This is a genomic window from Mycetocola sp., assembly GCF_025464835.1.
Classification (GTDB): Bacteria; Actinomycetota; Actinomycetes; order Actinomycetales; family Microbacteriaceae; genus Mycetocola_A.
In genome coordinates this window covers 11,703-34,927 of the sequence record NZ_JAODMP010000096.1, presented here as the reverse complement: position 1 = coordinate 34,927, position 23,225 = coordinate 11,703, and the positions used below count along the sequence as shown (strand labels likewise).

At 65.8% G+C, this 23,225-nt stretch carries 29 protein-coding genes; 4 read left to right on the top strand and 25 right to left on the bottom strand.

What is annotated here, in order from left to right; translation table 11 throughout:
• The first annotated feature begins 148 nt into the window (after positions 1 to 148).
• Genes JWP90_RS12060 through JWP90_RS12045 form a run of 4 tightly spaced genes read left to right on the top strand, consistent with a single transcriptional unit; the run spans position 149 to position 3,407 of the window.
• Entirely contained in the window at positions 149 to 709 is a 561-nt protein-coding gene (locus JWP90_RS12060) for a flagellar protein FlgN (RefSeq protein ID WP_367182725.1), read from the top strand.
• A gap of 5 nt (positions 710 to 714) precedes the next feature.
• Positions 715 to 2,139 (top strand): flagellar hook-associated protein FlgK, encoded by a 1,425-nt coding sequence (gene flgK / locus JWP90_RS12055; protein WP_297364474.1) that lies wholly within the window; start codon positions 715 to 717, stop codon positions 2,137 to 2,139.
• Positions 2,140 to 2,142: 3 nt separating this feature from the next.
• Complete coding sequence (gene flgL / locus JWP90_RS12050; protein WP_297364472.1) at positions 2,143 to 3,027, top strand: flagellar hook-associated protein FlgL; 885 nt, start codon at positions 2,143 to 2,145, stop codon at positions 3,025 to 3,027.
• On the top strand, positions 3,024 to 3,407 hold the full coding sequence (locus tag JWP90_RS12045; protein ID WP_297364469.1) for a flagellar assembly protein FliW: 384 nt from the start codon (positions 3,024 to 3,026) through the stop codon (positions 3,405 to 3,407). Before flgL ends, JWP90_RS12045 begins: the two co-directional genes overlap by 4 nt.
• A 99-nt stretch (positions 3,408 to 3,506) precedes the next feature.
• Here JWP90_RS12045 and csrA read toward each other — a convergent pair whose 3' ends face one another.
• The 25 genes from csrA to JWP90_RS11920 all read right to left on the bottom strand — a co-directional run bounded on the left by csrA (position 3,507) and on the right by JWP90_RS11920 (position 23,144).
• The gene (csrA, locus tag JWP90_RS12040; protein ID WP_297364466.1) at positions 3,507 to 3,752 is read right to left on the bottom strand and encodes a carbon storage regulator CsrA; all 246 of its coding nucleotides are present in this window, start codon (positions 3,750 to 3,752) and stop codon (positions 3,507 to 3,509) included.
• A gap of 4 nt (positions 3,753 to 3,756) precedes the next feature.
• Positions 3,757 to 4,515 carry a hypothetical protein gene (locus JWP90_RS12035; RefSeq protein ID WP_297364463.1) on the bottom strand — a complete coding sequence of 253 codons (759 nt, stop codon included), beginning with the start codon at positions 4,513 to 4,515 and terminating at the stop codon, positions 3,757 to 3,759.
• Complete coding sequence (locus tag JWP90_RS12030) at positions 4,490 to 6,541, bottom strand: flagellar biosynthesis protein FlhA (protein WP_297364460.1); 2,052 nt, start codon at positions 6,539 to 6,541, stop codon at positions 4,490 to 4,492. The genes JWP90_RS12035 and JWP90_RS12030 overlap by 26 nt, the downstream gene beginning before the upstream one ends.
• Position 6,542: 1 nt before the next feature.
• Positions 6,543 to 7,643, bottom strand: coding sequence for an EscU/YscU/HrcU family type III secretion system export apparatus switch protein (locus JWP90_RS12025; RefSeq protein WP_297364457.1), 1,101 nt, complete (start codon positions 7,641 to 7,643; stop codon positions 6,543 to 6,545).
• On the bottom strand, positions 7,643 to 8,401 hold the full coding sequence (locus JWP90_RS12020; protein WP_297364454.1) for a flagellar biosynthetic protein FliR: 759 nt from the start codon (positions 8,399 to 8,401) through the stop codon (positions 7,643 to 7,645). The genes JWP90_RS12025 and JWP90_RS12020 overlap by 1 nt, the downstream gene beginning before the upstream one ends.
• 1 nt (position 8,402) lies before the next feature.
• Positions 8,403 to 8,678: a flagellar biosynthesis protein FliQ gene (gene fliQ, locus JWP90_RS12015; RefSeq protein ID WP_297364450.1), complete on the bottom strand. Its 276-nt coding sequence runs from the start codon at positions 8,676 to 8,678 to the stop codon at positions 8,403 to 8,405.
• On the bottom strand, positions 8,678 to 9,493 hold the full coding sequence (fliP, locus tag JWP90_RS12010) for a flagellar type III secretion system pore protein FliP (RefSeq protein WP_297364447.1): 816 nt from the start codon (positions 9,491 to 9,493) through the stop codon (positions 8,678 to 8,680). The genes fliQ and fliP overlap by 1 nt, the downstream gene beginning before the upstream one ends.
• Before the next feature lie 23 nt (positions 9,494 to 9,516).
• Positions 9,517 to 9,969, bottom strand: a complete 453-nt coding sequence (locus JWP90_RS12005) for a flagellar biosynthetic protein FliO (protein WP_297364442.1) — start codon at positions 9,967 to 9,969, stop codon at positions 9,517 to 9,519.
• A complete protein-coding gene (fliN, locus tag JWP90_RS12000; RefSeq protein WP_297364439.1) occupies positions 9,970 to 10,674 on the bottom strand; it encodes a flagellar motor switch protein FliN in 705 nt (234 codons plus the stop codon).
• Positions 10,671 to 11,570, bottom strand: coding sequence for a flagellar motor switch protein FliM (locus tag JWP90_RS11995; protein ID WP_297364436.1), 900 nt, complete (start codon positions 11,568 to 11,570; stop codon positions 10,671 to 10,673). Before JWP90_RS11995 ends, fliN begins: the two co-directional genes overlap by 4 nt.
• Before the next feature lie 67 nt (positions 11,571 to 11,637).
• Positions 11,638 to 12,435, bottom strand: coding sequence for a flagellar motor protein MotB (locus JWP90_RS11990; protein WP_297364432.1), 798 nt, complete (start codon positions 12,433 to 12,435; stop codon positions 11,638 to 11,640).
• On the bottom strand, positions 12,432 to 13,196 hold the full coding sequence (locus JWP90_RS11985; RefSeq protein WP_297364428.1) for a MotA/TolQ/ExbB proton channel family protein: 765 nt from the start codon (positions 13,194 to 13,196) through the stop codon (positions 12,432 to 12,434). The genes JWP90_RS11990 and JWP90_RS11985 overlap by 4 nt, the downstream gene beginning before the upstream one ends.
• Before the next feature lie 3 nt (positions 13,197 to 13,199).
• Entirely contained in the window at positions 13,200 to 13,445 is a 246-nt protein-coding gene (locus JWP90_RS11980; RefSeq protein WP_297364425.1) for a flagellar FlbD family protein, read from the bottom strand.
• A 134-nt stretch (positions 13,446 to 13,579) separates the two neighbouring features.
• Positions 13,580 to 14,740 (bottom strand): flagellar hook protein FlgE, encoded by a 1,161-nt coding sequence (locus tag JWP90_RS11975; protein ID WP_297364422.1) that lies wholly within the window; start codon positions 14,738 to 14,740, stop codon positions 13,580 to 13,582.
• A 21-nt stretch (positions 14,741 to 14,761) separates the two neighbouring features.
• Positions 14,762 to 15,184, bottom strand: a complete 423-nt coding sequence (locus JWP90_RS11970) for a flagellar hook capping FlgD N-terminal domain-containing protein (RefSeq protein WP_297364630.1) — start codon at positions 15,182 to 15,184, stop codon at positions 14,762 to 14,764.
• 23 nt (positions 15,185 to 15,207) lie between these two features.
• Positions 15,208 to 16,530, bottom strand: a complete 1,323-nt coding sequence (locus JWP90_RS11965; protein ID WP_297364419.1) for a flagellar hook-length control protein FliK — start codon at positions 16,528 to 16,530, stop codon at positions 15,208 to 15,210.
• Positions 16,527 to 17,171 (bottom strand): C40 family peptidase, encoded by a 645-nt coding sequence (locus JWP90_RS11960; RefSeq protein WP_297364417.1) that lies wholly within the window; start codon positions 17,169 to 17,171, stop codon positions 16,527 to 16,529. Before JWP90_RS11960 ends, JWP90_RS11965 begins: the two co-directional genes overlap by 4 nt.
• The gene (locus tag JWP90_RS11955) at positions 17,168 to 17,602 is read right to left on the bottom strand and encodes a flagellar export protein FliJ (RefSeq protein WP_297364414.1); all 435 of its coding nucleotides are present in this window, start codon (positions 17,600 to 17,602) and stop codon (positions 17,168 to 17,170) included. The genes JWP90_RS11960 and JWP90_RS11955 overlap by 4 nt, the downstream gene beginning before the upstream one ends.
• Positions 17,599 to 18,921 (bottom strand): FliI/YscN family ATPase, encoded by a 1,323-nt coding sequence (locus JWP90_RS11950; protein WP_297364412.1) that lies wholly within the window; start codon positions 18,919 to 18,921, stop codon positions 17,599 to 17,601. The genes JWP90_RS11955 and JWP90_RS11950 overlap by 4 nt, the downstream gene beginning before the upstream one ends.
• A complete protein-coding gene (locus JWP90_RS11945; RefSeq protein ID WP_297364409.1) occupies positions 18,918 to 19,526 on the bottom strand; it encodes a FliH/SctL family protein in 609 nt (202 codons plus the stop codon). The genes JWP90_RS11950 and JWP90_RS11945 overlap by 4 nt, the downstream gene beginning before the upstream one ends.
• Positions 19,516 to 20,535, bottom strand: coding sequence for a flagellar motor switch protein FliG (gene fliG / locus JWP90_RS11940; protein WP_297364407.1), 1,020 nt, complete (start codon positions 20,533 to 20,535; stop codon positions 19,516 to 19,518). The genes JWP90_RS11945 and fliG overlap by 11 nt, the downstream gene beginning before the upstream one ends.
• Positions 20,532 to 22,109 carry a flagellar basal-body MS-ring/collar protein FliF gene (fliF, locus tag JWP90_RS11935; RefSeq protein ID WP_297364404.1) on the bottom strand — a complete coding sequence of 526 codons (1,578 nt, stop codon included), beginning with the start codon at positions 22,107 to 22,109 and terminating at the stop codon, positions 20,532 to 20,534. The genes fliG and fliF overlap by 4 nt, the downstream gene beginning before the upstream one ends.
• A complete protein-coding gene (gene fliE, locus JWP90_RS11930) occupies positions 22,109 to 22,411 on the bottom strand; it encodes a flagellar hook-basal body complex protein FliE (protein ID WP_297364401.1) in 303 nt (100 codons plus the stop codon). The genes fliF and fliE overlap by 1 nt, the downstream gene beginning before the upstream one ends.
• A complete protein-coding gene (locus JWP90_RS11925) occupies positions 22,411 to 22,803 on the bottom strand; it encodes a flagellar basal body rod C-terminal domain-containing protein (protein ID WP_297364397.1) in 393 nt (130 codons plus the stop codon). Before JWP90_RS11925 ends, fliE begins: the two co-directional genes overlap by 1 nt.
• Entirely contained in the window at positions 22,803 to 23,144 is a 342-nt protein-coding gene (locus tag JWP90_RS11920) for a flagellar basal body protein (protein WP_297364395.1), read from the bottom strand. The genes JWP90_RS11925 and JWP90_RS11920 overlap by 1 nt, the downstream gene beginning before the upstream one ends.
• Between the last annotated feature and the right edge of the window lie 81 nt (positions 23,145 to 23,225).

Below are 23,225 nucleotides of genomic sequence, written 5' to 3'. Positions count from 1 at the left end.
CGGGTGTTCATCTGATGCGCCGGCCGAACCGCTGCGCGCCCAGATGACATCGTCGACGAAGAACTCGGATGTCACGGGCCAAAAGCCCTAACATGGTCCTCACCCTCGCCGATAGTTGGAAATGACCAACGACGAGGAGTGCTCACGCATGAGCGAAGCCGACATCGCACTCCTGCCCTACGCAGCACGTGCTCTCACCGACGGATCACGGAAGTTGGACGACATGGGCGCGAACGAGCTCTCCGCTCTGATCTGGCGGGAACGGGAACTGCTCGAACTTCTCATTTTCAAGCTCGAGGTGGAACAGCTCCTGCTCACAACGGGCAAGACTCAATGGCTGCACCATGCCACGAACGAGATCGAGCAGGTGGTCGCAAGTCTCCGGGATGTCGGACTCGCCCGCAGCGTCGAAGTGGCCGCGGTCGCCCTGAACTGGGGGACGAGTGAAGATGCGACTCTCCGCCACCTGATCGAACACGCGCCCGCTGGTCCCTGGTCCGATATCTTCGCGAGCCACCTGGCGGCTCTGACGCAACTCACGGCCGACATCACTGTGCTCAGAGACACCAACGAGCGCATGCTCCGGGCGGCTTCCCGGTCGACTCACGAGACGCTCGCACAGACATCCGCCGACTCGGGCGTCTACAACGCGAGCGGTGCCGCAGACGCTCAGACGACCGCTGCCCGCCTCTTCGACAAGGACCTGTGACGCCGATGAGCACTTTCAGCGGGCTGAACACCGCATACACCGGACTCGTCGCCGCACGGCAGGGCCTCGACGTCGTCGGCCAGAACATTGCCAACTCGAACACCGTCGGCTACACCCGGCAGCGTGTCACCACGAGCGCCATCGGTGCGCTCGGCTCGGTGGGGCCACTGGCATCAACCGCTCAGGTCGGTGGCGGAGTGACGGTCGAGTCCATAGCGCGGCTCGGCAATGTCCACCTTGACGCCCGGGTACGCTCGTCGGCCGGTCTCGCCGGGTACTCGGCGGTTCGAGGCAACGCTATAGCGGAGATCGAGGTTTCGCTCCGTGAGCCGGGCGAGAATGGACTTTCGGCTCAGTTGCAGGAGTTCTGGGCATCCTGGCAGGGACTGTCCAACAGCGCCGGGTCCTCGGCCGCCGCAGGCATCGTTCTCGAACAGGCGGGTGTCCTCGTCTCCCAGATCGCGCGCGGCTATGAGGAGATGCAGTCCCAGTGGGCTCACGTTCGCAGCGAACTAGGCGGCATGACTGACGAACTGAACTCGGCGGCGACGCAGGTTGCGAAGCTCAACGTGACGATTAGGTCGACCCTCGCCGCAGGGGGGACCGTCAGCGAGCTTCTCGACCAGCGCAACGCCCTCACGACGACCATGTCCGCCCTCACGGGCGCGACGGTTTCCGGTCGCCCGGACGGCATGATCGACGTTCTCCTTGCCGGCAACGCGATCGTCTCCGGCGACACCGTTCGTCCGGTTGCTGTCGCGGGCTCCTACCTCCTGGACGGGGCGACGGATTCCCCCGTCCGGCTCGAGTGGGTCCATCGCCCAGGCACCCCCGTGGCGTTGACCGGTGGCGAGATCGCCGGCGCAATCTCGGTGCTTGCCCCCATCGACGCCACCAAAACGGGAGGCTTGATCGCCGAGGCGGCCCAGTCATACAACGAACTCGCGGTAGCTGTCGCTAGCCAGGTCAACACCGTCCACCGCACAGGAATCACCGCCACAGGCGCGACCAACGTGGACTTCTTCTTGATCAGCCCGACCGGCCCCGCGGCTCGCGGACTGTCCGTGATCCCCACTGACGCAAGCGGAATCGCCGCTGCTGCCCCGGGCTCCGGCGGGCTTGACGGCTCGAACGCGGATGCCATCTCCCAGATCGGCACGGCCGCGACCTCCCCCGACACGATCTGGGCAGGTTTCGTCTCCCGCACAGGCGTCGTCGCACGCACAGAGCTTCAGCAGGCGTCGCTCGCCGAACTGGCCGCGGCATCCGCATCGAACGCCCAACTGGCGAACGCCTCTGTCGACCTGGACGAGGAGAACGTCAGCCTGCTCATGTTCCAGTCCGCATATCAGGGAGCCGCCCGCGTGATGACGGCGGTCGATGAGATGCTCGACACCCTGATCAATCGCACCGGAATTGTGGGGAGGTAGCCCGTGATCCCGCGCGTGACCAGCCAGACGATGATGCGCTCAGCGCTCAATAACCTGCAATCCACGATGAGCGAGCTGGCGAAACTGCAGGAGCAGGCGTCGAGCCGCAAGCTCATCAGCCGGCCGTCCGACGACCCGACCGGCACGGCAAACGCCCTGACGATCCGGGCAGAGCAGCGGGCCAATGAACAGTACGGCCGCAACATCAGCGACGGCGATGCCTGGCTGAATACGGTCGACTCGGCACTGTCCAACGCGTCAACTCTGATGAATAAGATCCGAGACCTGACCGTGAAGGGCGCGAACGACGGCGTGCTGTCGCCTTCCGCGAAAGAGGCGATCGCAGTCGAGCTGGAGAGCTTGCGGTCCGAGCTGCTGAGCCAGGCGAACGCAACCTATCTGGGACGTTCGGTTTTCGCGGGAAACTCTGATGTCGGCGAAGCTTTCACGTCGACGTTCGCCTACACCGGCGCGCCCGGCTCAAGCGTGGAACGACGGATCGGCCCGGGGACCACTGTGCGAGTGGACGCCGACGGCGCCGCCGTGTTCGGTGTCGGAACCGACTCCGTCTTCGCCCTCGTATCAACCATCGTCAGCGACTTGCGCAGCGGGACGAACATCGGCGGTCATCTTGCCTCGATCGACGGGCACCAGGAAGCCGTCCGGGGCCGGCACGCCACCGTCGGCGCTCGGCACGCCGAAATCCAGCGGGCCATGGAGGTCAACGTGGAAAAATCCGTATCACTCGAGGGGCAACGCGCCGAGGTGGAGGACATCGACCTCACCAAGACCATCCTCGGTCTTCAGATGCAGGAGGTCGCCTACCAGAGCGCACTCGCGGTAACGGCGCGCGTCCTGCAACCCACCCTGATGGACTTCCTCCGATGAGCGCGCTCAGCTTTCTCGTTTCACCCCCGGGATTGGAACCGCTGGTGGATTTCTCGCTCGTCGAGACCGACGGCGCACCAGGGTTGTACTCGTTGACGTCGACGGCCAAAGGCGGTCCCCGGCTGTTCGTTCTCGACGCCGGACTCCACCTTCCGCGGTACCAGCCGACGATAGCTGACGAGCAGTGCGAACTCCTCGGCCTGGAAGCCGCGGAGGACGCTTCGGTCCTCGTGGTGATCAATCCGGGAGAGAACGAAGCGACGACGGTCAACCTGATGGCCCCGATTGTCCTCAACCGGGTGACAGGCGGATGCGCCCAGATCATCCTCGAAGGTCAGGACTGGCCGCTGAAGGCCGATTTGGCATCCGTCGCCCGCTAGCTGGAACTGTGGCGCCGCAGTACCACATCACTCCGTGCGGACTGGTTCACGCGGTGCGCCGCGTGTACGCGTCCGGAGTGCGTGAACACGCGCGTGCGGTCAGCCGGCGGTCGGGGGCAGGTAGCCCAGCGCCGCCTTGATGCGATCTTCAGCGGACGAATCTGTCTCAACCGCGGCGCGGTTGGCCTCAGTGACGGCCTGCACGATCTCGTCGCGCTGGATCTTGACGCCTGAAGGCGCCTCGATGCCGATCCGGATGCTGTCGCCACGGGATTCGAGGAACGTCACGACGATGTCGTCGCCGATGACGATACGCTCGCCGGGTTTGCGTGTAAGAACTAGCATCCGCTCAACTATCCCATACCGGCCGGGGTGACCGGGCCGGACCCGGGGCGAGACCATCCACCCAGCCGATCGGCAGGTTCAGCTCCTCGACCGTCTCCGGGCTGGCAGTGAGCGCGCTGCCTTCGACGGCCACCGCGTCGATCGGGATGCGCGCGGCGACAGCGTGAACCCAGAGGGCCGTGTCGTCGGGTTTTCGGCCCGCGTCAACGGCGACCCACACCTGATCGGGCGAGATGCTGAGCACGAGCTCGTCCCAGTTGGACCGGTCCATCGTGGAGCGGTCGAGCCCGAACGCCACGAAGACCGGACTGATGGTGTGTACTCCGATCGCGCGGGCTCGAACCGCGCTGCGGCGGTCGTCGACCCGGACCGTTCCAGCCAGCTCGATCGAACCGGCCACCGCGATCTCACGGGTGGTCGAAGCCGCCGCCATCGAGCGGACAACCGAGAGGGCATCGACGGCCGCACCGATCACAAGGATCAGGTCACCGGGGGCGCCGAGCGGCCGAGGGACCGCCGGACGCCGCTTCAGGCGCTCAGGCAGCACTGGCCGGTCGGTCGCCAGGTTAGCCGTGAGGTCATCGAGCACTTGCGCAAACCCCTGAGCGCCCAGAGGACCGGGCGCCGCACCGCTGCTTTCTCTGTGCAGCTTGCGTTCCTCGACGTCGATCGAATCGAGCACCGCGGCCATTCCGGGGAACACCATCGGTGCGGGCTGCACCGGCGTGCCGTTCGGGTCAGGACGCCGGAATCGATTGGGCATCGCCGATCACCCCCACCGTCTCGATGTCGACGTTCGCAGCGCCTGCTTCCTGATAGGACAGCACCGGAAGACCGTGAGACTGGCCGGATACGAGGCGTTTGATCGCGGGGCGGAGGGCGGGGGCGCAAACCAGCACCGCGGAATGTCCGTTCCCTTCCGCGCGTGTCACCGCACCCTTCAGTGAGGCGAACAGCGATTCGATCCTGGTCGCATCAAGAAGGATCTGCGTGCCGACCTCTGAGGGTCGCATCGCTTCGAGCATGGACTGCTCAAGGGTGGGATCGATCATGATCACCCGCAGCGTGCGTCCGTCGAGATATCGGCTGGACAGGGCAGGGCCCAGCGACTGACGGGCGGCTTCGATCAACCCTTCCGGATCGGTGGAGACCTTCGCACGCAGCGACAGCGCCTCGTAGATCCGTGACAGGTCGTTGATCGGAATCTGTTCGGCAAGCAGCCCCTGTAGCACGCGCTGGATCTCGGCGAGGCTCAGCAGCGACGGGGTCAGCTCCTCGACGGCCGACGGGTTCACCTGTTTGATGCCGTCGGTGAGAAGCCGCACGTCTTCACGAGTCAGCAGCCTGGCGGCGTTGCCGGTGATGATCGATGACAGGTGCGTGACAACCACCGAAACCCGGTCGATCACCGTGGCCCCCGTCATCTCGGCGCTGTGCCGCATTTCCTGTGGCACCCATTTGCCGACCAGCCCGAAGACCGGTTCCACTGTCGACTGCCCGGGCAACGTGTCGAGGGCGTCGCCGAGGGCAAGCACCTTGCCGGTCGGCGCGAGGCCCCGGCCGGCTTCGACTCCGGCGATCCGGATGACGTAGGTCGACGAGGGCAGGTCGACGCTGTCCCTGGTCCGGACCGGCGGAACGATGACCCCGAGGTCCATGGCGATGGTGCGGCGCAGCGCCCTCACCCGGGCGAGCAGGTCGTCGGAGGACCCGGACACCATGCTGACCAGGTCGGGCGCGAGCAGGATCTCGAGGGCGTGCACGCGCATCCGCTCCATCAGTTCCTCGGTCGTCTCCGGGCGGGGAGCAGCGTCTTCGCTTTCAGCCAGCTCTGCGGATGCCTTTTTCGCCGCTTCGGTGGCCTTGATCCGCTGTGCGGCGAAGAGCAAGAAGAGGCCGACCCCGATGAACGGGAGCACCGGCATGCCGGGGATCAGCGCCATCGCGATGGCCGCACCTCCAGCGATCATCAGGGCGTTCCTCGACTGGGACAGCTGAGCGGATGCCGTCGAGCCCATGTCGGATTCGGCGTTCGATCGCGTCACGATCATGCCGGTGGACACCGCCATCAGCAGCGCAGGGATCTGGGTGACCAGGCCGTCACCGATGGTGAGCAGCGTGTACGTGCTGACGGCCTCGCCGAGCTCCATGCCGTTCTGGAGCATGCCGATCGCGATGCCGCCGACGATGTTGATCAGAATGATGATGATCCCGGCTATGGCATCGCCCTTGACGAACTTCGACGCGCCATCCATCGCACCGTAGAAGTCAGCCTCAGCCGAGACCTCTGCGCGGCGCTCGCGGGCCTGGATGTCGGTGATGAGTCCGGCATTGAGGTCCGCATCGATCGCCATCTGCTTGCCAGGCATGGCGTCGAGGGTGAAGCGCGCGCCGACCTCGGCGACCCGCTCGGCGCCCTTGGTGACGACGACGAACTGAATGACCACGAGGATGAGGAAGACGACGGCGCCGATCACGATGGATCCGCCGACGGCAACGTGGCCGAACGCCTCGATCACCTGGCCGGCGTACCCGTCACCGAGGACGAGCCGGGTGGATGCCACGTTCAGTCCCAGCCTGAACAGCGTCGCGACGAGCAGCAGAGAGGGGAACACCGAGAAGTCGAGCGGTTTGCGGACGAACATCGTGGTGAGCAGGATGACGAGCGCGAAGAGGATGTTGATGATGATCAGCACGTCGAGCAGCCCGGCAGGAACAGGGACGATGAGCAGCATGAGGATGCCGACGACGCCGAGGGGAACGGCGATCTTGGAGAGGTTTCGGTTCACGTCAGGCGCCTCCTGGGCTGAGAACGGGTGAAGTCATGGTGTGCATGCCCCGGGTCGCACCGCGGCGGCGAAGCGACATCACGAACATGAGAACTTGCGCGACGGCGTTGTAGAGATCGACGGGGATCTCCTGCCCGAGTTCGCACGCGGCGTGCAACGCCCGGGCGAGCGGGATGTCCTGCACCATGGGGACGCCTTTCGCCTCGGCTTCGGCTCGGATGCGAGCCGCAATGATGCCTGAACCCTTGGCGACGACGCGGGGCGCCGATTTTCCGGGCTCGTAGGAGAGCGCGACGGCGACGTGGGTGGGGTTCACGAGCACGACGTCGGAGCCGGCGACGGATGCGATCATCCGGTTGCGACTCATCGCGAGTTGCCGTGAACGGCGTTGCGACTTGATGAGAGGGTCGCCTTCCGAGCTCTTGTTCTCGTCGCGCACCTCCTTCTTCGTCATCCGTGTTCTCTTCTGGTTGCGGCGCATGACGACGAACACGTCTGCAGCAGCGAGGACGAGGCCCGCTGCCACGGCCGTTTGGAGGAGTGACCCGGTGCCCGCTGCGGCGGCCTCGAGGACGGCGGATACCGACAAGCCCCCTGCTCCCATGAGCAACGGCATCAGGCCCTGGATCACGACGTAAAGGACGAGGCCGACGACGATCGTCTTCATGAGCGCCTTCGCGCCCTGCCATATCGCCTGCATCCCGAAGACACGCTTCATGCCCGATACGAGGTTGAACTGCTCGTACTTGCCCTTGAGCTTCTTGACGTGCACGCCCTGAACGACCGATCCGATCAGGACCACGACACCGACGACGGCGAGAATCGGGGCAAGGCTCGACATCAGGGACTCGAGTCCGAGTCCGAGGGTCCCCAGTGCCTCACCCGGATCCGGGTCCGACGCGATGGCTCCGACCTGGAACAACTGCAACGTGGCGGCATCAGCGGCGAGGGCAACCGTGGCGGGCATCATCAGGGCAGCGGCGCCGATCCCCAGCCAGGCGGTCAGGTCCTGCGACTTCGAAAGCTGACCCTTTGACCTGACCTCCTTCATCCGCTTGTCTGTGGCTTGCTCGGTGCGCTCCGCGGAGTCTGTCTCGGCCATCAGCGCACCCCCATCATCTGGTTCACGGCGTCGCCGGTGAGCGAGGAGATGACCTGCGGGAGGGCGACGAACGTCACGGTGACCAGGGTGAGTGTCAGGAAGATCTTGAGCGGGAACCCAAGAGCGAACGCGTTGAGCGCCGGTGCCACTCGGGTGAGGAGCCCGAGTCCGGCATCCGCGAGAAAGAGCACGACGAGCAGGGGGCCGGCGATCTGCACGGATGCCAGGAACATCTGGGTGACGCCATGGGTCATCGCTTCGGCCGGAGCGGTGAAATCGATCATCCCACCGAGCGGCAGCGCACTGAACGTCCGGATCAGGCCGCCGAAGATGAGCTGGTAGCCGCCCGATGCGAACAGGAGGGCGAGGGCGGTCATGTGGAAAAGGCGGGAGAACTGGGCACCGTTGATCATCGACTGCGGATCGAATCCCTGCGCCATCTGGAAACCGCCGAACATGTCGATGAGGTTTCCCGCCGACTGGACGGCTGCGAAGACGAGCATCACGAGGAACCCCAGCACGGCGCCGATGAGGATCTCGGCGACCAAAGCGAAGAGGAAACCCGCCGTTTCGAAGGACTCATAGCCGGGGGTGAGGCGGGGCGAGACCGCAAGAGCGAGGGCGACCCCAAGCATCCCCTTGATCCGGACCGGGATGGCACCGTAGGAGAACGGGGGAGCGATCACGAGGAACGCCACCATGCGGACGCTGGCGAGCAGGACAGCTTCGATCCACGCGAAGTCCAGAGAGATCGACATCTCAGCCGCCGTTCAGGAGCGACGGGATCATGTCGAACATCCGGTGCGTGAACGAGACGATCTCGGAGATCATCCAGTGACCGGCGATGAGCAGGGCAAGAGCGACCCCGATCGCTTTGGGAACGAACGAGAGCGTGACCTCCTGGATCTGGGTGATCGACTGCAGGAGTGAGATCGCGAATCCGACCACAAGTGCCGTGATCAGCACAGGCGCGGAGAGCTTCGCGGCGATGATGAGACCCTGCAGGGCCACGTCGAGAACGGCATTCGAGTCCATCAGCGGACCCCGTAACTCGAGATGAGGGAGGTGATGATCAAACCCCAGCCGTCGACGAGAACGAAGAGCAGGATCTTGAACGGGAGCGAGATCATGACCGGCGGGAGCATCATCATGCCCATCGACATGAGGGCAGCGGCGACGACGAGGTCGATGACGAGGAACGGTACGAAGATGACGAAGCCGATGATGAACGCTGCGCGCAACTCGGAGATCATGAACGCGGGGATGAGGGTCAGCAGCGGAACTGCTTCGGGGTTGTCCGGGTTCGGCTCGTCGGCGGCCCTCGTCATGAGGGCGAGGTCTTCCTCGCGGGTGTTGGCGAGCATGAAGTCGCGGAGCGGCCCTGAGCCGACGGAGAGAGCGTCAGTGAACGTCAGCGTGCCGTCGAGGTAGGGCTGGACGCCGATGGCGTTGATGTCCCCGATCACCGGCGCCATGATGAACAGCGACAGGAACAGGGCGAGGCCGGCGAGTACCTGGTTGGGTGGGATCGACGGCAGGGAGAGAGCGTTCCTGGTCATGGCCAGCACGACGAAGATCTTCGTGAACGACGTCATCATCAACAGCAGCGCTGGGGCGACGGAGAGCAGGGTGATGCCGACGAGGGTCAGGACAGCGGCCGACGGCGTTCCGTTGATGCCGTTGATCTCGACCGAGATGTCTCCGGGGTCGGCAGGGTCGACCGGATCGGTCGGCGGGGTCGGGTCGACCGGCACGGCGTATGCGGCGGTCGGCGAGACCAGGAGGATGAGGACGACGAGCGCGAGAACAAGAAGGGAAGGCGCGACCCGCCGCCGGATGTATCGAGGCACTGTCGGTGTCGAGCGTACGGGCATCAGCGGATCTGCCGGAGGGCGGCAGCGGTCTGCTTCCAGGTCGCCGGTGAAAGGATCGAGCCGCCGGCCTGCGCGGGCTGTGCGTTCCTTCGGGGCCGGAGCGCGTGCGATGTCGTGGACACCGTGTCGACGTTCGTGACACCAGCGAGGGTCGCTGCGAAGGCATCCGACGGCGATTCGGCTTGCGCGGTCGCCCGGCTGGTCGGTGCGTCGGCGCTGTGCAGGACATTGACGGTGTGTTCGGTGACTCCGAGCAGGAACCGCGTGCCGTCGACGTCCACGACGACAACGGATGCCTTGAGGCCGATCCCCTGTCGTCCGACGACGGTCACGAGTTCGGCGGTCTTGCCCTTCGCCTTGCCGCGCGTGATCCGCTTCTGGGCATACCAGAGCAGCGCGAGCACAGCGGCGAGAGAGAGCAGAACGCGGAGCGCAACGAACACCGTGTCCATCTAGTCGAGGCCATCCGCGACATCGAGGATCTGGGTGATGCGCACGGCGTAGTCCTGGTCGACGACGACGACTTCACCGTGGGCGATGAGCCGGCCGTTGAGCAGCACATCGGCGGGGGCGCCGGCCGACCTGTCCAGTTCGATGATGCCGCCGGGTTCGAGGGCGAGGACGTCGCGCACCGACATGCGGGTGTGTCCGATCTCGACCGTGAGCGCCATCTCCACGTTGTTGATCCTGCTGAGCTTCCCGACCACAGAGTCGGTGGACGGCACGCGACCGCCCAGAGTTCCGTGTTCGCGGACGCGCACAGCGAACCAGCCTGCTGTTCCGGCGTCACCGACGAGAGCGAACACCACCGTGTCCTCATCGGCGAACAGTGCTGAAGCGTCTTCCGTGCGTGACATGCCGAGCACGCCGGCGCCGAGGGCAGCCGAGGCGGCTTCGAGTGCGGGGCGCACGATGTCCAGAGCCGAGACCAGCGGGGAGTCGTTCCCCGCCGCGGCTGCGATAGCTTTCTGGTCGAGAACGATGAGGGCGAGGTCGGCCGATGGCGACCCGACGAGTGTGGCAACCGTCGCAGTCGTGGCGCGATCACCGATCGACTCCCGGTCGTAGCCCTGGATCGCGCGAAGCGCTGACATCGTCGGGAGCAGGCCGGCTGCTGCGTCCGCAGCCGAACGGAGGTTGGTCTGGAACATGGTCATCGGCTGATCTCCTGGGTTTCGACAACGACACAGGCGAGCCGGGAGCCGTGCGCTCCCAGTGCTGCGCGTGCCAGCGGCTGGCCGCCTACGGCGACATCCAGCGGTCGGTGGTGGGGGTGGGGAAGGGGGAGGATGTCGCCGACCGCGAGGTTGAGGATGGCACCGGGGCGCACGTTCGCCGGGGCGAGGCGGACCGAGACATCGACGGGCACCTGGGCGAGCTGGCTTCTGATCATCGCGGAGAACTCCGACGGGGTGTCGACGGGCGCAGTTTCGCCGAGCTGCCCGAGCAGCGCCTCGGCAGGGATCGCCACCGTCGCCGGCGCCGTATGCTCACCGACCTGGATCGTGAAGGCGGAGACAATCATCAATTCGGCTGACGCGGCGGCCTGGGCGAACTGGGAGTTGTAGTGGATGGCGTCCACAGCGATCGGAGCACCGAGCAGTGACCCGAAGGAGTATCGGAGGTCGTCGAGCGCGTCATCCATCAGTTGCCGGATCAAGGCCTGTTCGACCGCCGTGAACCTGCGTTCCGGCGCCGTTGAGGGACGCGTGCCGCCGAGCATCCGGTCGATCCAGCCAAGTCCGGCACTGGCTGGAAACTGGATCACTGCCTTGGGGAACGGGCCGGCGAGTGTACACAGAACCATCGCTGTCGTCGCGGGAAGGGAGGATGCGTAATCGTCGTAGGTCTGCATGAGAACCTGATCGAAAGTGACCTGCGACCACGCGCGGACCCGCGCGGTGAGCTGGGTACCCCACTGACGCGCGAACGTCTCGCACGCGAGTTCGAGCACGCGGGAGTGTTCGCGGGCCAGTGTCGTCGGGCGGCGGAAGTCGTAGACACTGACCGGCTTCGCAGGCACGCTGATTGATGCTTTTTTCTGGACCGTCACATTCCCCACCATCGGCCGCCGGGCTGCCGGGGTTAGCATCGCACCCGGTGAGATCGACGGCGGTGGGTCAGGGGCCTGTGACCAGCCCGGGGATGAGTTGCCGGATCGACTCGGGCTTATCCGAGAGAGCCACGATGTCGACCCTGCGGTTCAGTGCGAGGGCGTCTGGTGTTTCACCGGTGGCCAGTGGATGTGCCGAGCCATAGCCGACCGAAGCGACCCGTTCTGCGGGAATGGCGCGCTTCTCGACCAGATGCCGGAGCACCTGCACGGAGCGACCCGACGACAGCTCCCAGTTGGTGGCAAACTGCCCACCTGCGTCTCGGTAGTCTGCGTGCCCTTCCACAGAGAGCCGGAGCGTGGATTCGGCCAGCGGCGGTGCGACCGCATCCAGAACAGCGACGACATCACCACTGAGTACGTCACTATTGGCCTCGAAGAATGTCTCTGTGCTAACCAGGCGGACGGTCAGTCCGCGCTCGCCGATGTCGAATTCGACGGTGTTGAGCAGGCCGACAGCAGCGAGGTTCGCCCGGATCCGCTCCCTCAACTGAAGAAGTTCGTCGAGTTCGGCTTTGGCGAAATCGATGTCGGTCAAATTCTCCGACGTCTCGTCCACCTCATCTGGCGTTACGACGACACCGTCGGCCGTATCGGCGAACTCGGTCTCAGTGACACCGAACCCGACCGCCAGCGAGCTGCGGAGTTGATCGAACTTTTTCTGATCGATCGTCGACATCGCGAACAGCACGATGAACATGCACATGAGCACCGTCACCATGTCCATGTATGACGCCATCCAGCGCTCGTCGACGTGCGGGGCTTCCTCAGCGTCGAAACTCCGACGGGAACCCCGCGACCTCATGCCGCTTCCGGAACGACATAGGCCGGGACCATCGCCCGGAGCCGTTCGCCGAGCAGCCGCGGCTGGCTGCCGGCCTGCACGGCGAGCACGCCCTCCATCTGCAGCGTCATTCGTTCGACCTCAAGGTCGCACAGGCGTGCCAGCCTCGAGCCGATCGGCAGCCAGATGAAGTTTGCGGAGAGCAGACCCCAGAGTGTCGCGACGAACGCCGCAGCGATCATCGGTCCGAGCTTGTCTGGACTGGACAGGTTCTCGAGAACGTGCACGAGTGAGACGACGGTTCCGATGATGCCGATGGTCGGCGCGTACCCCCCGAGGCTGGTGAAGAACTTCGCGGCGGAGCGGTCTGCCTTCGCCCTGGTGTGAATTTCATCCTCGAGCAGGATCCGGAGATCTTCGCCATCGGTCCCATCCGCGATGTTCTGCAGCGCGCGACGGAGGAAATCGTCGTCGACGTTCTCGGCTTCCTGATCGAGTGCGAGCAGCCCGTCTTTGCGCGCTCTTTCCGCGAAGCCGACCACCTGCTCGATCACGTTTTGCGGCGGAGTGGTCTTGCCTCTGAACGCGCGAGGCAGCGCCTTGACAGCCTGAAGGAAGTCTTTGAGCGTGCCGCCCGCGATTCCGACGGCGATGGTGGCCCCGAAGACGAGGATCATGGGCGCCGGCAGCAGAATCGCCTCGACATGCACGCCCTCGAGCGTGAGCATCACGTAGAGCGCTCCGAACGCTACGACGAGGCCGATCAGTGTTGCTGGATCCATTGGTTAGTTGTCCCTCGGGTGGATGCGGACAGGTTGTGCCGGCTCGTCGCGGTGAGGCTCGCTCGCCAGGACGAGCACGCGGGCGCGGAAGGACGCGATCTTGTGGATCACATCGCTCATCGACTCGGTGACGATGTACTTGGCGCCGTCCACGGTGACCAGGGTGGTGTCCGGATTCTCATGGATGCGCTCGATGAGGTCGGGGTTGATCGCAAACTGTGTGCCGTTCAGGCGTGTCACTACGATCATCGGCTCGTCCCTTTGCGGCTCGGGTGAGCCTTCAGAGGGAACTGTCGGCCGTTGAACCCCAGTAGTTAGCGGTTCAAACGGCCCGGCCGGCGTCCAAAGAAGAACTGTCCCGGAAAATCTTCCTCAGCCGCCGGCTACCTCTTCAGGTTGGTGAGCTCCTGGAGCACCTCATCTGACGTTGTGATGATTCGCGCGTTCGCCTGGAAGCCGCGCTGGGCCACGATGAGGTTGGTGAACTCCTGGGAGAGGTCGACATTCGACATCTCGAGCGCACCCGAGATGAGTGATCCGAAGCCGGGCGCGCCGGGTGTCCCGATGTCGGCGGCTCCTGAGTTGAACGTGGCACGGTACATGGACGATCCTGCCTTCTCCAGACCGCCCGGGTTGACGAACGTGGCGAGTGACACCCGTCCGACCGACTGCAGGGCGCCGTTGCTGAACAACCCGACGAGGGTGCCGTCCTTCGACATGGTGAACGAGTCGAGGTCTCCTGCCTTGCGTCCGTCCTGGCTGGAGATGGCCGCTGTGCTGAGTCCGGAGTACCCGGTGAGCTTGCGGACGTCGAGGGTCACGCCGGCGACGACCACACTGCCAGGGCTGGCGAGCACGCCGTCGTTGAAGGTGAGTGCCCCGTAGTTCGTGGTGCCATCGCTGACCGTCCACGCGCCCGCCGAGCGGGTGAAGGTGATCGACAGGATCTGGGAATCACCGTTCGCATTGAAGACGTCGAGATCGCGAACCAATGCGGTTCCGTCTGCGGCGTCCTCCGGCAGGTTACCGATCATCGTCGCTGAGGTGGTCGCGACGGCCGGTGAAACGGCACCGAGCGGCAGAGTGATCGTGTCGATGGCTCCACCATCCATGATCGTTCCGTTCACGGCGCCCCAGCCCTGGACGAGGGCACCGCTTGGGTCAACTAACCTGCCCTGCGAGTCGAAATCGAACGAGCCCGCTCGGGTGTAGAGCGTTTCACCTGCCATCCTGGTGATGAAGAAGCCGTCGCCGGAGACCGTCAGGTCGGTCGACCGGCCGGTGCTCTGCGAGGACCCCTGAGCGAAGTTCGTTGAGATGGCTGCGACCTGAACACCGAGTCCGACCTGTGCCGGGTTGGTGCCGCCGACCTCGCCCTGCCCGGCGGTCGCGCCCTGGGAGAGCTGCGAGAGGGTGTCCTGGAATTGCACGGTCGAGCCCTTGAACCCGGCCGTGTTGACGTTGGCGATGTTGTTGCCCGTTACGTCAAGCATGGTCTGGTGGGAGCGGAGGCCGGAAATACCTGAGTACAGAGAGCGAAGCATAAGTGAGTCCTTTGGTTGAGGTTAGGCAGCTGATGGGCTTGCGGTGATGCCAGAGATGGCGTCGAGCGCGATCGATATACCGTCGATGGTGACCTGGGGAACCGCGTCCGAGTAGGAGACGGACGAGGCGACGCCGGTGACTGTCGTGCCGTCGGCGCCGGTGTAACTGACGTCCTGCCCGACCAGCGTCGCTGCGGCCATGCGCATCTGGAGCGAGAAGTTCTCGGTGCCGGTCGTCGTCAGGGCGGTGATCTGCTCCATCATCGCGAGCTGCGTGGTCTGCGAGATCATCTGGTTCGTGTCCATGGGCGAGCTCGGGTCCTGGTTCTGCAGTTGAGTGACGAGCAGGGAGAGGAACATTTCTCCGTCCATCTCCTGCTTGGGAGCAGACGACGGTCGCGTCGCGTACAGGCTCGTGGAATCGGTTCGCGCAATAGCGTCGATGGGCACAGGTGATCTCCTCTGAATTAGACGGTGACGTCGAGAGTGGTCGTAGCGGTTGACGCCGGATCAGAACGCTGCTCAATAACCGGCTCAGGAGCGGCGGCTCCTGAGCGTGGTGCCTCGCGAAGCGGTGTCCGCTCCTCGCTGCTTCCAGGCTCGTTCTTTGATGACAGGTCGAGCGATGCCGCCAGGCCGCCGCCGGCAAGGTCGCGGCGCAGGTCCGTCAGGATCTGCCGGAGTGCGTCCCGACCACCGTCGGAGGGCGAAAACAGTTCGATCCTGATGTCGTCGCCGCCGATGACGGCGCGGACGGTGACCGGGCCGAGGTTATCCGGCGTCACCTGTACGGTCATCACATGCTCGCCCGTCCGGGCCCCGGCAAGGCTGAACAGCGGTTGCGCCAACTGGGTATTCAGCGGCGGAGCGGGAGACGCGGCGGGCGCTGACGGCGATGCTGTTGTTGCGGCCGGGGCTGTGGGCATCGGTGACGATACGGGGGGCACCGCCGCCGGGGCTGCCGCTTCTGCGGCGGCTGGCTGACTGCCGCCGAGAGCGGGGGCGCGAACGGATGTCTGCGCTTCGGTCGGGGTGATCGCACCCGGTGTCGCCCCGCGCGTGCCGATCGGGGCGGGTGTTGCCGGTACCGGTGCTGGTACGGCAGCAGCCGGCTGCGATGTCTGGAGGTCGGCGTCGGGTGCCGCTGTTCCGGGTGCAGACGGGTTCTGAACGGACGCCGACGGAACGGAGGGTGATGGGGCAGCCGTCGCTGGGTTCGCGATCGGGGGCGTTGTCGCTACGGTCTCGGTTGCCCGAGTCCGGGACGCCGTGTCGAGCCCGGTGTCGTCACCCGCTGGGGCACCTGCGAGTTCGCCGTCGTCGACGCCCGGCGAAGCGGGTGTCGACGGGAAGGGAGCAGGGCTCATCGCCGGCGCCATCGGCGGCGTCGTTTCGGCGGTCGGCCCCGCTTCGGCCGTGGGAGCCGCGGAGTTGGGTGCTATCGATAGTGCCGTTGCCGTGCCCTCGATAACTGCGCCCGCGACAATGGCCGGAGCGTTAGCTGGCGCGTTGGCATCCGTTGTGCCGGGAACCTCGGTTTCGGCCTGACCGCTTGTGCCGTCAGGAGCGGACTGGCCGGAGGGCCAGCCCATGAGCGCCACGGCTGTTGCGCTTGCCGAAAGGTCCCGGCCGCCGGTTGCCCCCTCGGCGCGAATGGGGACTCTGGCGGACGCATCCGCCTGCAGGACGCCTTCCAGGACCGAGGCGAAGGACCCGGCTTCCGCCGCGTCGCTCGTCGCAGGAAGACCGGTCGACGCCGTCTGGGCCGACGGTGCTGAAATGAGGGTCACCAGGAGCCTCCTGTCAGCGCGGCCCGCTGTGCGGCGACGAGAAGCGAATCCACGTTGCCAGCTGATGCGGCGGCCGGAGCCGCTGTAGTGGACGGAACGAGGCGGCGGATCGTCTCGATGTCGGAGTCTTTCCGCCAGTTCTCGGTGAGCGTCACCGTTGTGCCTGGGCGCGGCGCGTGGATCACCTGGTTGTTTCCGGCGTAGATGAGGATGTGACCGCTGCCCTTGGCGACGATGAGGTCACCCGGCTGGGCGTTGGCAAGGGACCCGACTTCGGTGCCGACCTTCGCCTGATCGGGAACGACGCGCGGCACCGTGATGCCGAGGTCGGCGTACACGCGTTGCACGAGTCCGGAGCAGTCCATCCCGGTCGAGTCCTCCCCGCCGAAGACGTAGGGAACGCCAAGGTACTTCTTCGCCGCGGCGACGACACCGGCACCGGTGGCGTCGCCTGTCGCGAGCGGGGTGCCGACCGCCTCCGGTTTGGTGGTGGACGTGAGGTCCGACAGAGCCTTCGCGAAGTCGGTGGATGCCGGAGAAGGCGCGACCGACGGGGCGATGTTCGCTCGTGCGCCCGGGGTGAGTGCGAGGAGGGTGGACTGAATCTCGGAGATGCGACCGGTCGCTTCGAGGAGGCTCATGCTGTCGCTTCACCCTTCGCCTGGAACCAGGAGCGGGATGCGATCTCATCGAGGACGAGCTGTTCGGCGTGGAGGTCCTGCTTCGCCACGAGTTCACCGTGCCGCAGCTCGAGCTTCTCGATGCGGACGGACTGGGAACGGGCGGCCGCGAACTCGGCAGCAGACTCGTCGGCGGCGGCCTGTCGAAGCGCGGCGAGGGCATTCAACTCGGCGAGCATACTGCGCGAGGAGGCACGAGCCGTGCTGACGGCGTGGAGCGCGGCCGAATTCGAGACCTCGCTCTCGGTCCCGCCCAGGTGGTTGCGCATCTGCGCGGTCCGCGCTGCGTTCTCGCGCACACGGGCGTTGGCAGCGGCGAGCCTGCCGGCGGCCTGATCTTCCCGAATCCGCCGCAGTCGCAACAAGCCGGCCAGTGAAAACGATCGAGTCATGCTGATCCTCCAAGAAGTCGGTTGAGCCTGATCAGGTGGTCCCAGGTGTCGTTCGCCGGAGTCTGTTCATCCATCCGCTGCTGCAGAAAGGACTGGATCGCCCCGTCATGGTCCAGAGCCGCATCGACGAGCGGGTTGGTTCCGCGCTGGTAGGCGCCGACGTCGATGAGATCCTGCGCTCCCCGTCGAGCTGCGAGCACCCGGCGCAGGAACGCCGCCTGCCGCGTACGCTCAGGCGGGTTGACCCGTGACGCGACGCGTGAGATCGACTCGAGGGCCTGGACCGAGGGGAAGTGGCCGGTTACCGCCAGTTTGCGGTCGAGAACGACGTGTCCGTCGAGGATCGACCGAGCCGCATCCGCGATCGGTTCGTTGTGGTCGTCCCCGTCGACGAGGACCGTGTACATCCCGGTCACCGAGCCGACGGCATCCGTCCCTGCCCGTTCGAGGAGCCGTGCGAGCACGGAGAACGTCGACGGCGGGTAGCCGCGGGTCGCAGGAGGTTCGCCGGCGGAGAGCCCGATCTCGCGTTGTGCCATGGCGACGCGGGTGAGCGAGTCCATCATCAGCATCACGTCTTCGCCACGCTCACGAAAGGATTCCGCAATGCGGGTGGCGGTGAACGCGGCGCGGAGGCGCAGCAGGGCCGGGTCGTCCGAGGTCGACACAACGACGACGGATCGCGCCAGGCCCTCCTCGCCGAGGTCATCCTCGAGGAATTCCCGCACCTCGCGGCCCCGCTCGCCGACGAGGGCGATGACGGATACCGCTGCGTCGGTTCCGCGCGCGATCATGGACAAGAGCGACGACTTTCCGACCCCCGAGCCGGCGAAGAGGCCCATGCGTTGACCCTTGCCGACGGTGGTGAGAGCGTCGAGCACCCGCACGCCGAGCTGCAGCGGGGTGTCGATGCGGGCGCGTTCCATCGAAGACGGCGCTTCTCTGTCGAGCGAAACTCTCCGCTCCACCTGCAGTGGGCCTTTGCCATCGATCGGACGGCCGAGTCCGTCGAGCACCCGGCCGAGAAGCCCGGTTCCCGTCGGTACGAGGAGAGGGCGACCGTGTGACCGGGCAGGGGCTCCGACCTTGATCCCGGTCATCCGGCCGAGGGGCATGCACCGGATGCCGTCCCGGCTGGTGGCGACGACTTCTGCGTTCACGTCGTCGCCGATGGTGACCAGGTCGCCGACGGCACTGCCAAGGCCCTGCAGTTCGACAGCGAGGCCGACGACGGATGTGACGGTGCCCACACGTTCAGGACGGGCAGCGAGCAAGGCTGACCCGAACTGCTGGGGGCGAGGACGCCAGTTGTCGCTCACGATTCGCTCCCGAGCAGGGTGGCTTTCGCACGGGAGAGCGCCGTGCCGATGCGGGCATCGAGGTAGCCGTTCGGCATGTCGGCGATCGCGTCGCCCGGCTGGAGCGAAGCATCGGCGACGAGCGCGACCCCGGATCGTGCGCGGACTTCAGGATCGATCAGGGCAAGGTCGCCAGGGTTCAATCGGACACTGCTGGGTTCGGCTGGGGCGACCGCGTCGAGAGCACGGAAGAGCGCGGCGCGGGCGGAGCCGGGGCCGTCGGAGAGTTCGTGGCCGATAACGGCCTCGGCAAGGTCGATCGCCGCGGCCGCAAGGGTGTCCTGCGATTCCTGCAGGATCGGCAAGAGCCTGGCGTCGGCGGATCGCACCGCGGTGGTGAGCAGCTCGATGGCCTGCTCCACGGCCGCCTGTCCCGCTCGGAGTTGCTCGGCGTGCTCCGCGTCACGGGCGAGTTCCTGTTCCAGCATGGCTTTCTCTGCCACTCGCAGTCCCGCAGCGTAACCAGCGGCGTGGCCGCGCGTACGCGCCTCGGTCTCTATCCGTTCCGTGTCTGTGCGGCCGAGGCTCGGGAACGACAGGGCGCGGAATGACGGCTCAGTCAACATATTGGTCATCGTCTGCCCGGGAAAGCACGATGCGGCCGTCGGCTTCCATGTCGCGGATCGCTCGCACGATATCGGCGCGTGCTTCGTCGACCTGCGATACCCGCACCGGACCCATGTTCGCGAGCTCGTCGTCGAGCAGTTGGCGATTGCGTTCAGAGAGATTCGCACGGATCGTCTCGGCGACGGGCTCAGATGCGCCCTTCATGGCGCGGGCGAGGTTGGCCGGGTCCACGCCGCGCAGCACCAGTTGGACGTCGCGCTGCTCGAGTTTCACGATATCGGCGAAGGTAAGCATCAGGTCGCGGAGTTCCTGGGCGAGCTCCGGGTCACGTTCTTCGAGTCCGGCGAGGAGAGCGCGCTCGGTCGCGACGTCACTCTGATTGATGATGTCGAGGAGGGGACGGATGCCGCCAACGACATCCGTCGAACTGCGGGCAGCGACGACACCGCTTGAACGCACCCGAAGCGCGCCAGCGACCACCCGCACGGCCTCCGGTGCCGCGGGGCCCATGGCGGCGATGCACTCGGCGACGTCGGTACGCAGGGAGTCGGCGAGTCCGGCCATCGTCGAGGAGGCGAGTCCCGGGCGCAGGTGAGCCAGGACGAGAGCGATGGTCTGGGGCAGTTCACCTTCGATCAGACTGACGATCTGGGACGGCTCGGCGGTGTTGAGGAACTCGAAGGACCGCCCGGCCATGGATGCCGCGACGCGGTTCATCACGCCGGCTGCCCGTTCGGAACCGAACGACGCTTCGAGCAGGCCGTTGGCGACGTCGCTTCCGCCGCGCGAGTTGACCCGGTCAGCAACGGCGATCTCGTGGAACTCCGTCAGTGCCTTTTCGGCCACGTGTGACTCGACCCGGCGCATCCGCACGATTTCAGCAGCGATCTCCTCGGCCTCGGCGTCGGTGAATTGCTTCATCACGCGTGCGGCCTGCTGCTGTTCCAAGTTCATGAGCACAACGGCGACCTTCTGGGATCCGGTCAGCTCGGGGGTTGCGGTCGTCATACTGGTTGCTTCTCATCCATGAGGCCTCGGAGGAAGGCAGCGGCCTTCTCGGGGTTCCGCTCTGCGAGCGACCCGATCTCGGCACGGGTTCTGTCGATCGAGGTGGGCCCGGAGGACACCGGAAGGGACTCGGGTACGGCGGTCAGTACCTCGGTTTCGTCAGCCATCACGAGGTCCTTGAATGCTCCAGCTTGGAGTGCTGACTGGTCCGACTCGGCCTCCGCCCGGATGCGGCGCGCGCGGATGATGAGGAGGACGATCGCCGTTGTGATGAGGAGGGCAGCGGCGATGATGCCGGTGCGGATCAGGTCGTTCGTGCGCTCGTCCGCTGCGGCCTTCTCTGTCGCAGCGATGGCCGCGGCGGCTTCGTCCGCCGCGGAGGTCGTGAAGTTGACGACTTCGACCGTGACTTCGTCGCCACGGAGCGGATCGATGCCGGCGGCCGATGAAACGAGCGCCGAGATGTCATTGACGTTGAGGTCCCCTGCAACATCGGCGCTGAGCGCAACCGAGACGGTCTGGCGCTCGATGGAGCCGGCCGGGATGGTGCGAGACTCGGTCACCTTGTCGACGGCGTGGTTCTTCGTCGCCGATTCGGAGGTGTAATTGCCGCTGCCGGTTGCGCCGCCCGGCACGGCGATGTTGTCTGGGCCGAGCACGCCTGCTGAACCGCCCGCTCCGCCGGTGTAGTTCTCTGTCGACGACGACTCGGTGAGAATCGGCGCATTTTCGGGTGTGGTGAACGACTCCTCGACCCGTTCAGCCGACTCGAGATTGACCCCGGCGGCAACGATGACCGTTGAATTGCCCGGGCCGACGATTTGGTCGAGCATCGCCTGCACGGAGCCGCGCACGCGCTGTTCGTAGTCGGAGGACTGTTGCGCTGCGGTGCCGGTCGCGCCGACGCCAACGGCCGACAGTACGGTTCCCTTGGCATCGACCACAGCGACGTCTGTCGCGTTCATTCCGTCGACCGACGCTGAGGTCAGGTGGGTGATCGCCTGGACCTGCTCGGCAGACAACGTGACGCCGTTCTTGGTCTCCACGAAAACGGAGGCCGTTGGGTTGGTCTTCTCAGCGACGAAGACGGTTTCCTCGGGAATGGCCAGCCGCACGGATGCCGTTGTGACGCCCTCGAGCGCTGAGATCGTCGACGCCAGCTCACCCTCGAGCGCGCGCTTGTATGTAACCGACTGCTGGAACTCGCTCGACGTCACGCCCATCTCGTCGAGCAACGAGTAGCCGCCAGTGCCCGAGGACGGCAGCCCGGCTGCAGCTGCCGTGAGGCGCTCAGCGTAGACGTTCTGCTCGGGCACGAGAATCGTGGCGCCGCCGTTGGCCAGCTCGTAGTCGACCCCGTTCGTCTGAAGCTGCTCGACGATGGTCGCGGCATCCGAGGCGCTGAGGCCGGAGAAGAGCGGGGTGTACGCGGGCTTCATGAGCCACGCCGACAACGCGAAAATGCCGAGCGCGAGCACGGCGACACCGAGAATGGCGATCGTCCGCTGCGCAAGGCTGAAGCTCCGGACCGCCGCCATGAGCCGGCGGAAAGCGGAGGTGACCTGCTGGGGCATTAAGCCTGCATCCTCATGATCTCGTTGAACGCGTCAACGCCCTTGTTCCGCACAGCCGCGACGAGTTCGAGGGTTACGGCGGCGCGTGTCGAGGCGATGGTGGCCGTGTGGATGTCGTTGAGGTCCCCGGTGACGGCCTTCACGGCGAGTGCGCTCGACGTCGACTGGAGCCCCTGGACGTTGTCGATGGCACCGCCGAGAACCGAGGCGAAGGCAGAGCCGTCTGTCGTGGCCGGCTTCGTGTTCGCCAGGTACCCGGTTCCTGACACGCCTTGCAGAGCGGAGAGAGAGTCGATGGGCATTAGTTGCGTCCGATCTGAATTGCAGCCTGGTAGGTCTCTTTGGCTCGGTCGACGACGGCCGCGTTGGCCTGGTAGCCGCGCTGCGCCATGATGAGCTGTCCCATCTGGGACGCCATGTCGATGTCTGGGTAGCGCACGTAACCGTCGGCATCCGCGAGTGGGTGGTCGGGCTGGTGCACCATCCTGCCCTCAGGGTCGCCGTATGCGGCACCGGCGACGTGCACGCCGGATGTACCCTCTCCGGCCTGCGCGAGCACGTAGCGCGCCTGGAAGGCGTCGCCGTCCGTGCTTGTCACGGTGTTGGCGTTGGCGAGGTTGTCGGAGACGGCGTCGAGCCACTTGCGGTGCACGGTGAGTGCCGTGCCGGCGATGCCGATTGCGTCGAATGTCATCAGCTGGTCCTCAGTGCGGAGCGCACGCTCGTGAAGGTTCCCTCAACGGCGCGTGCCGTGAACTGGTAGCGCAGCACGGTGTCGATGTTCGACAGCGTTTCGGTGTCGAGGTTCACGTTGTTGCCCTGAAGATCGGTGGGTTCGAGTGATCGCTGCACAGTCGCTGTCGTGGCGCCGCTCCCGTCGCGCACAGACGCGGCGAGGGCGTCCTCGAATGAGACTCGCTGGGCGGTGTAGCCGGGCGTGTTCACATTGGCGATGTTGTTGGCGATCGCGCGCTGACGCAGAGCGAGCCCGTCGAGGGCGCTGGAGAGTGCAGTGGCGGACACGGATTCGAACACGATCACCCGATTCGTGAAGAGAAAACAGCGCGGCCGATCCGTGGCCTGAGGGGTGAGCAATCCGTGCTCCCCATTAGCTAT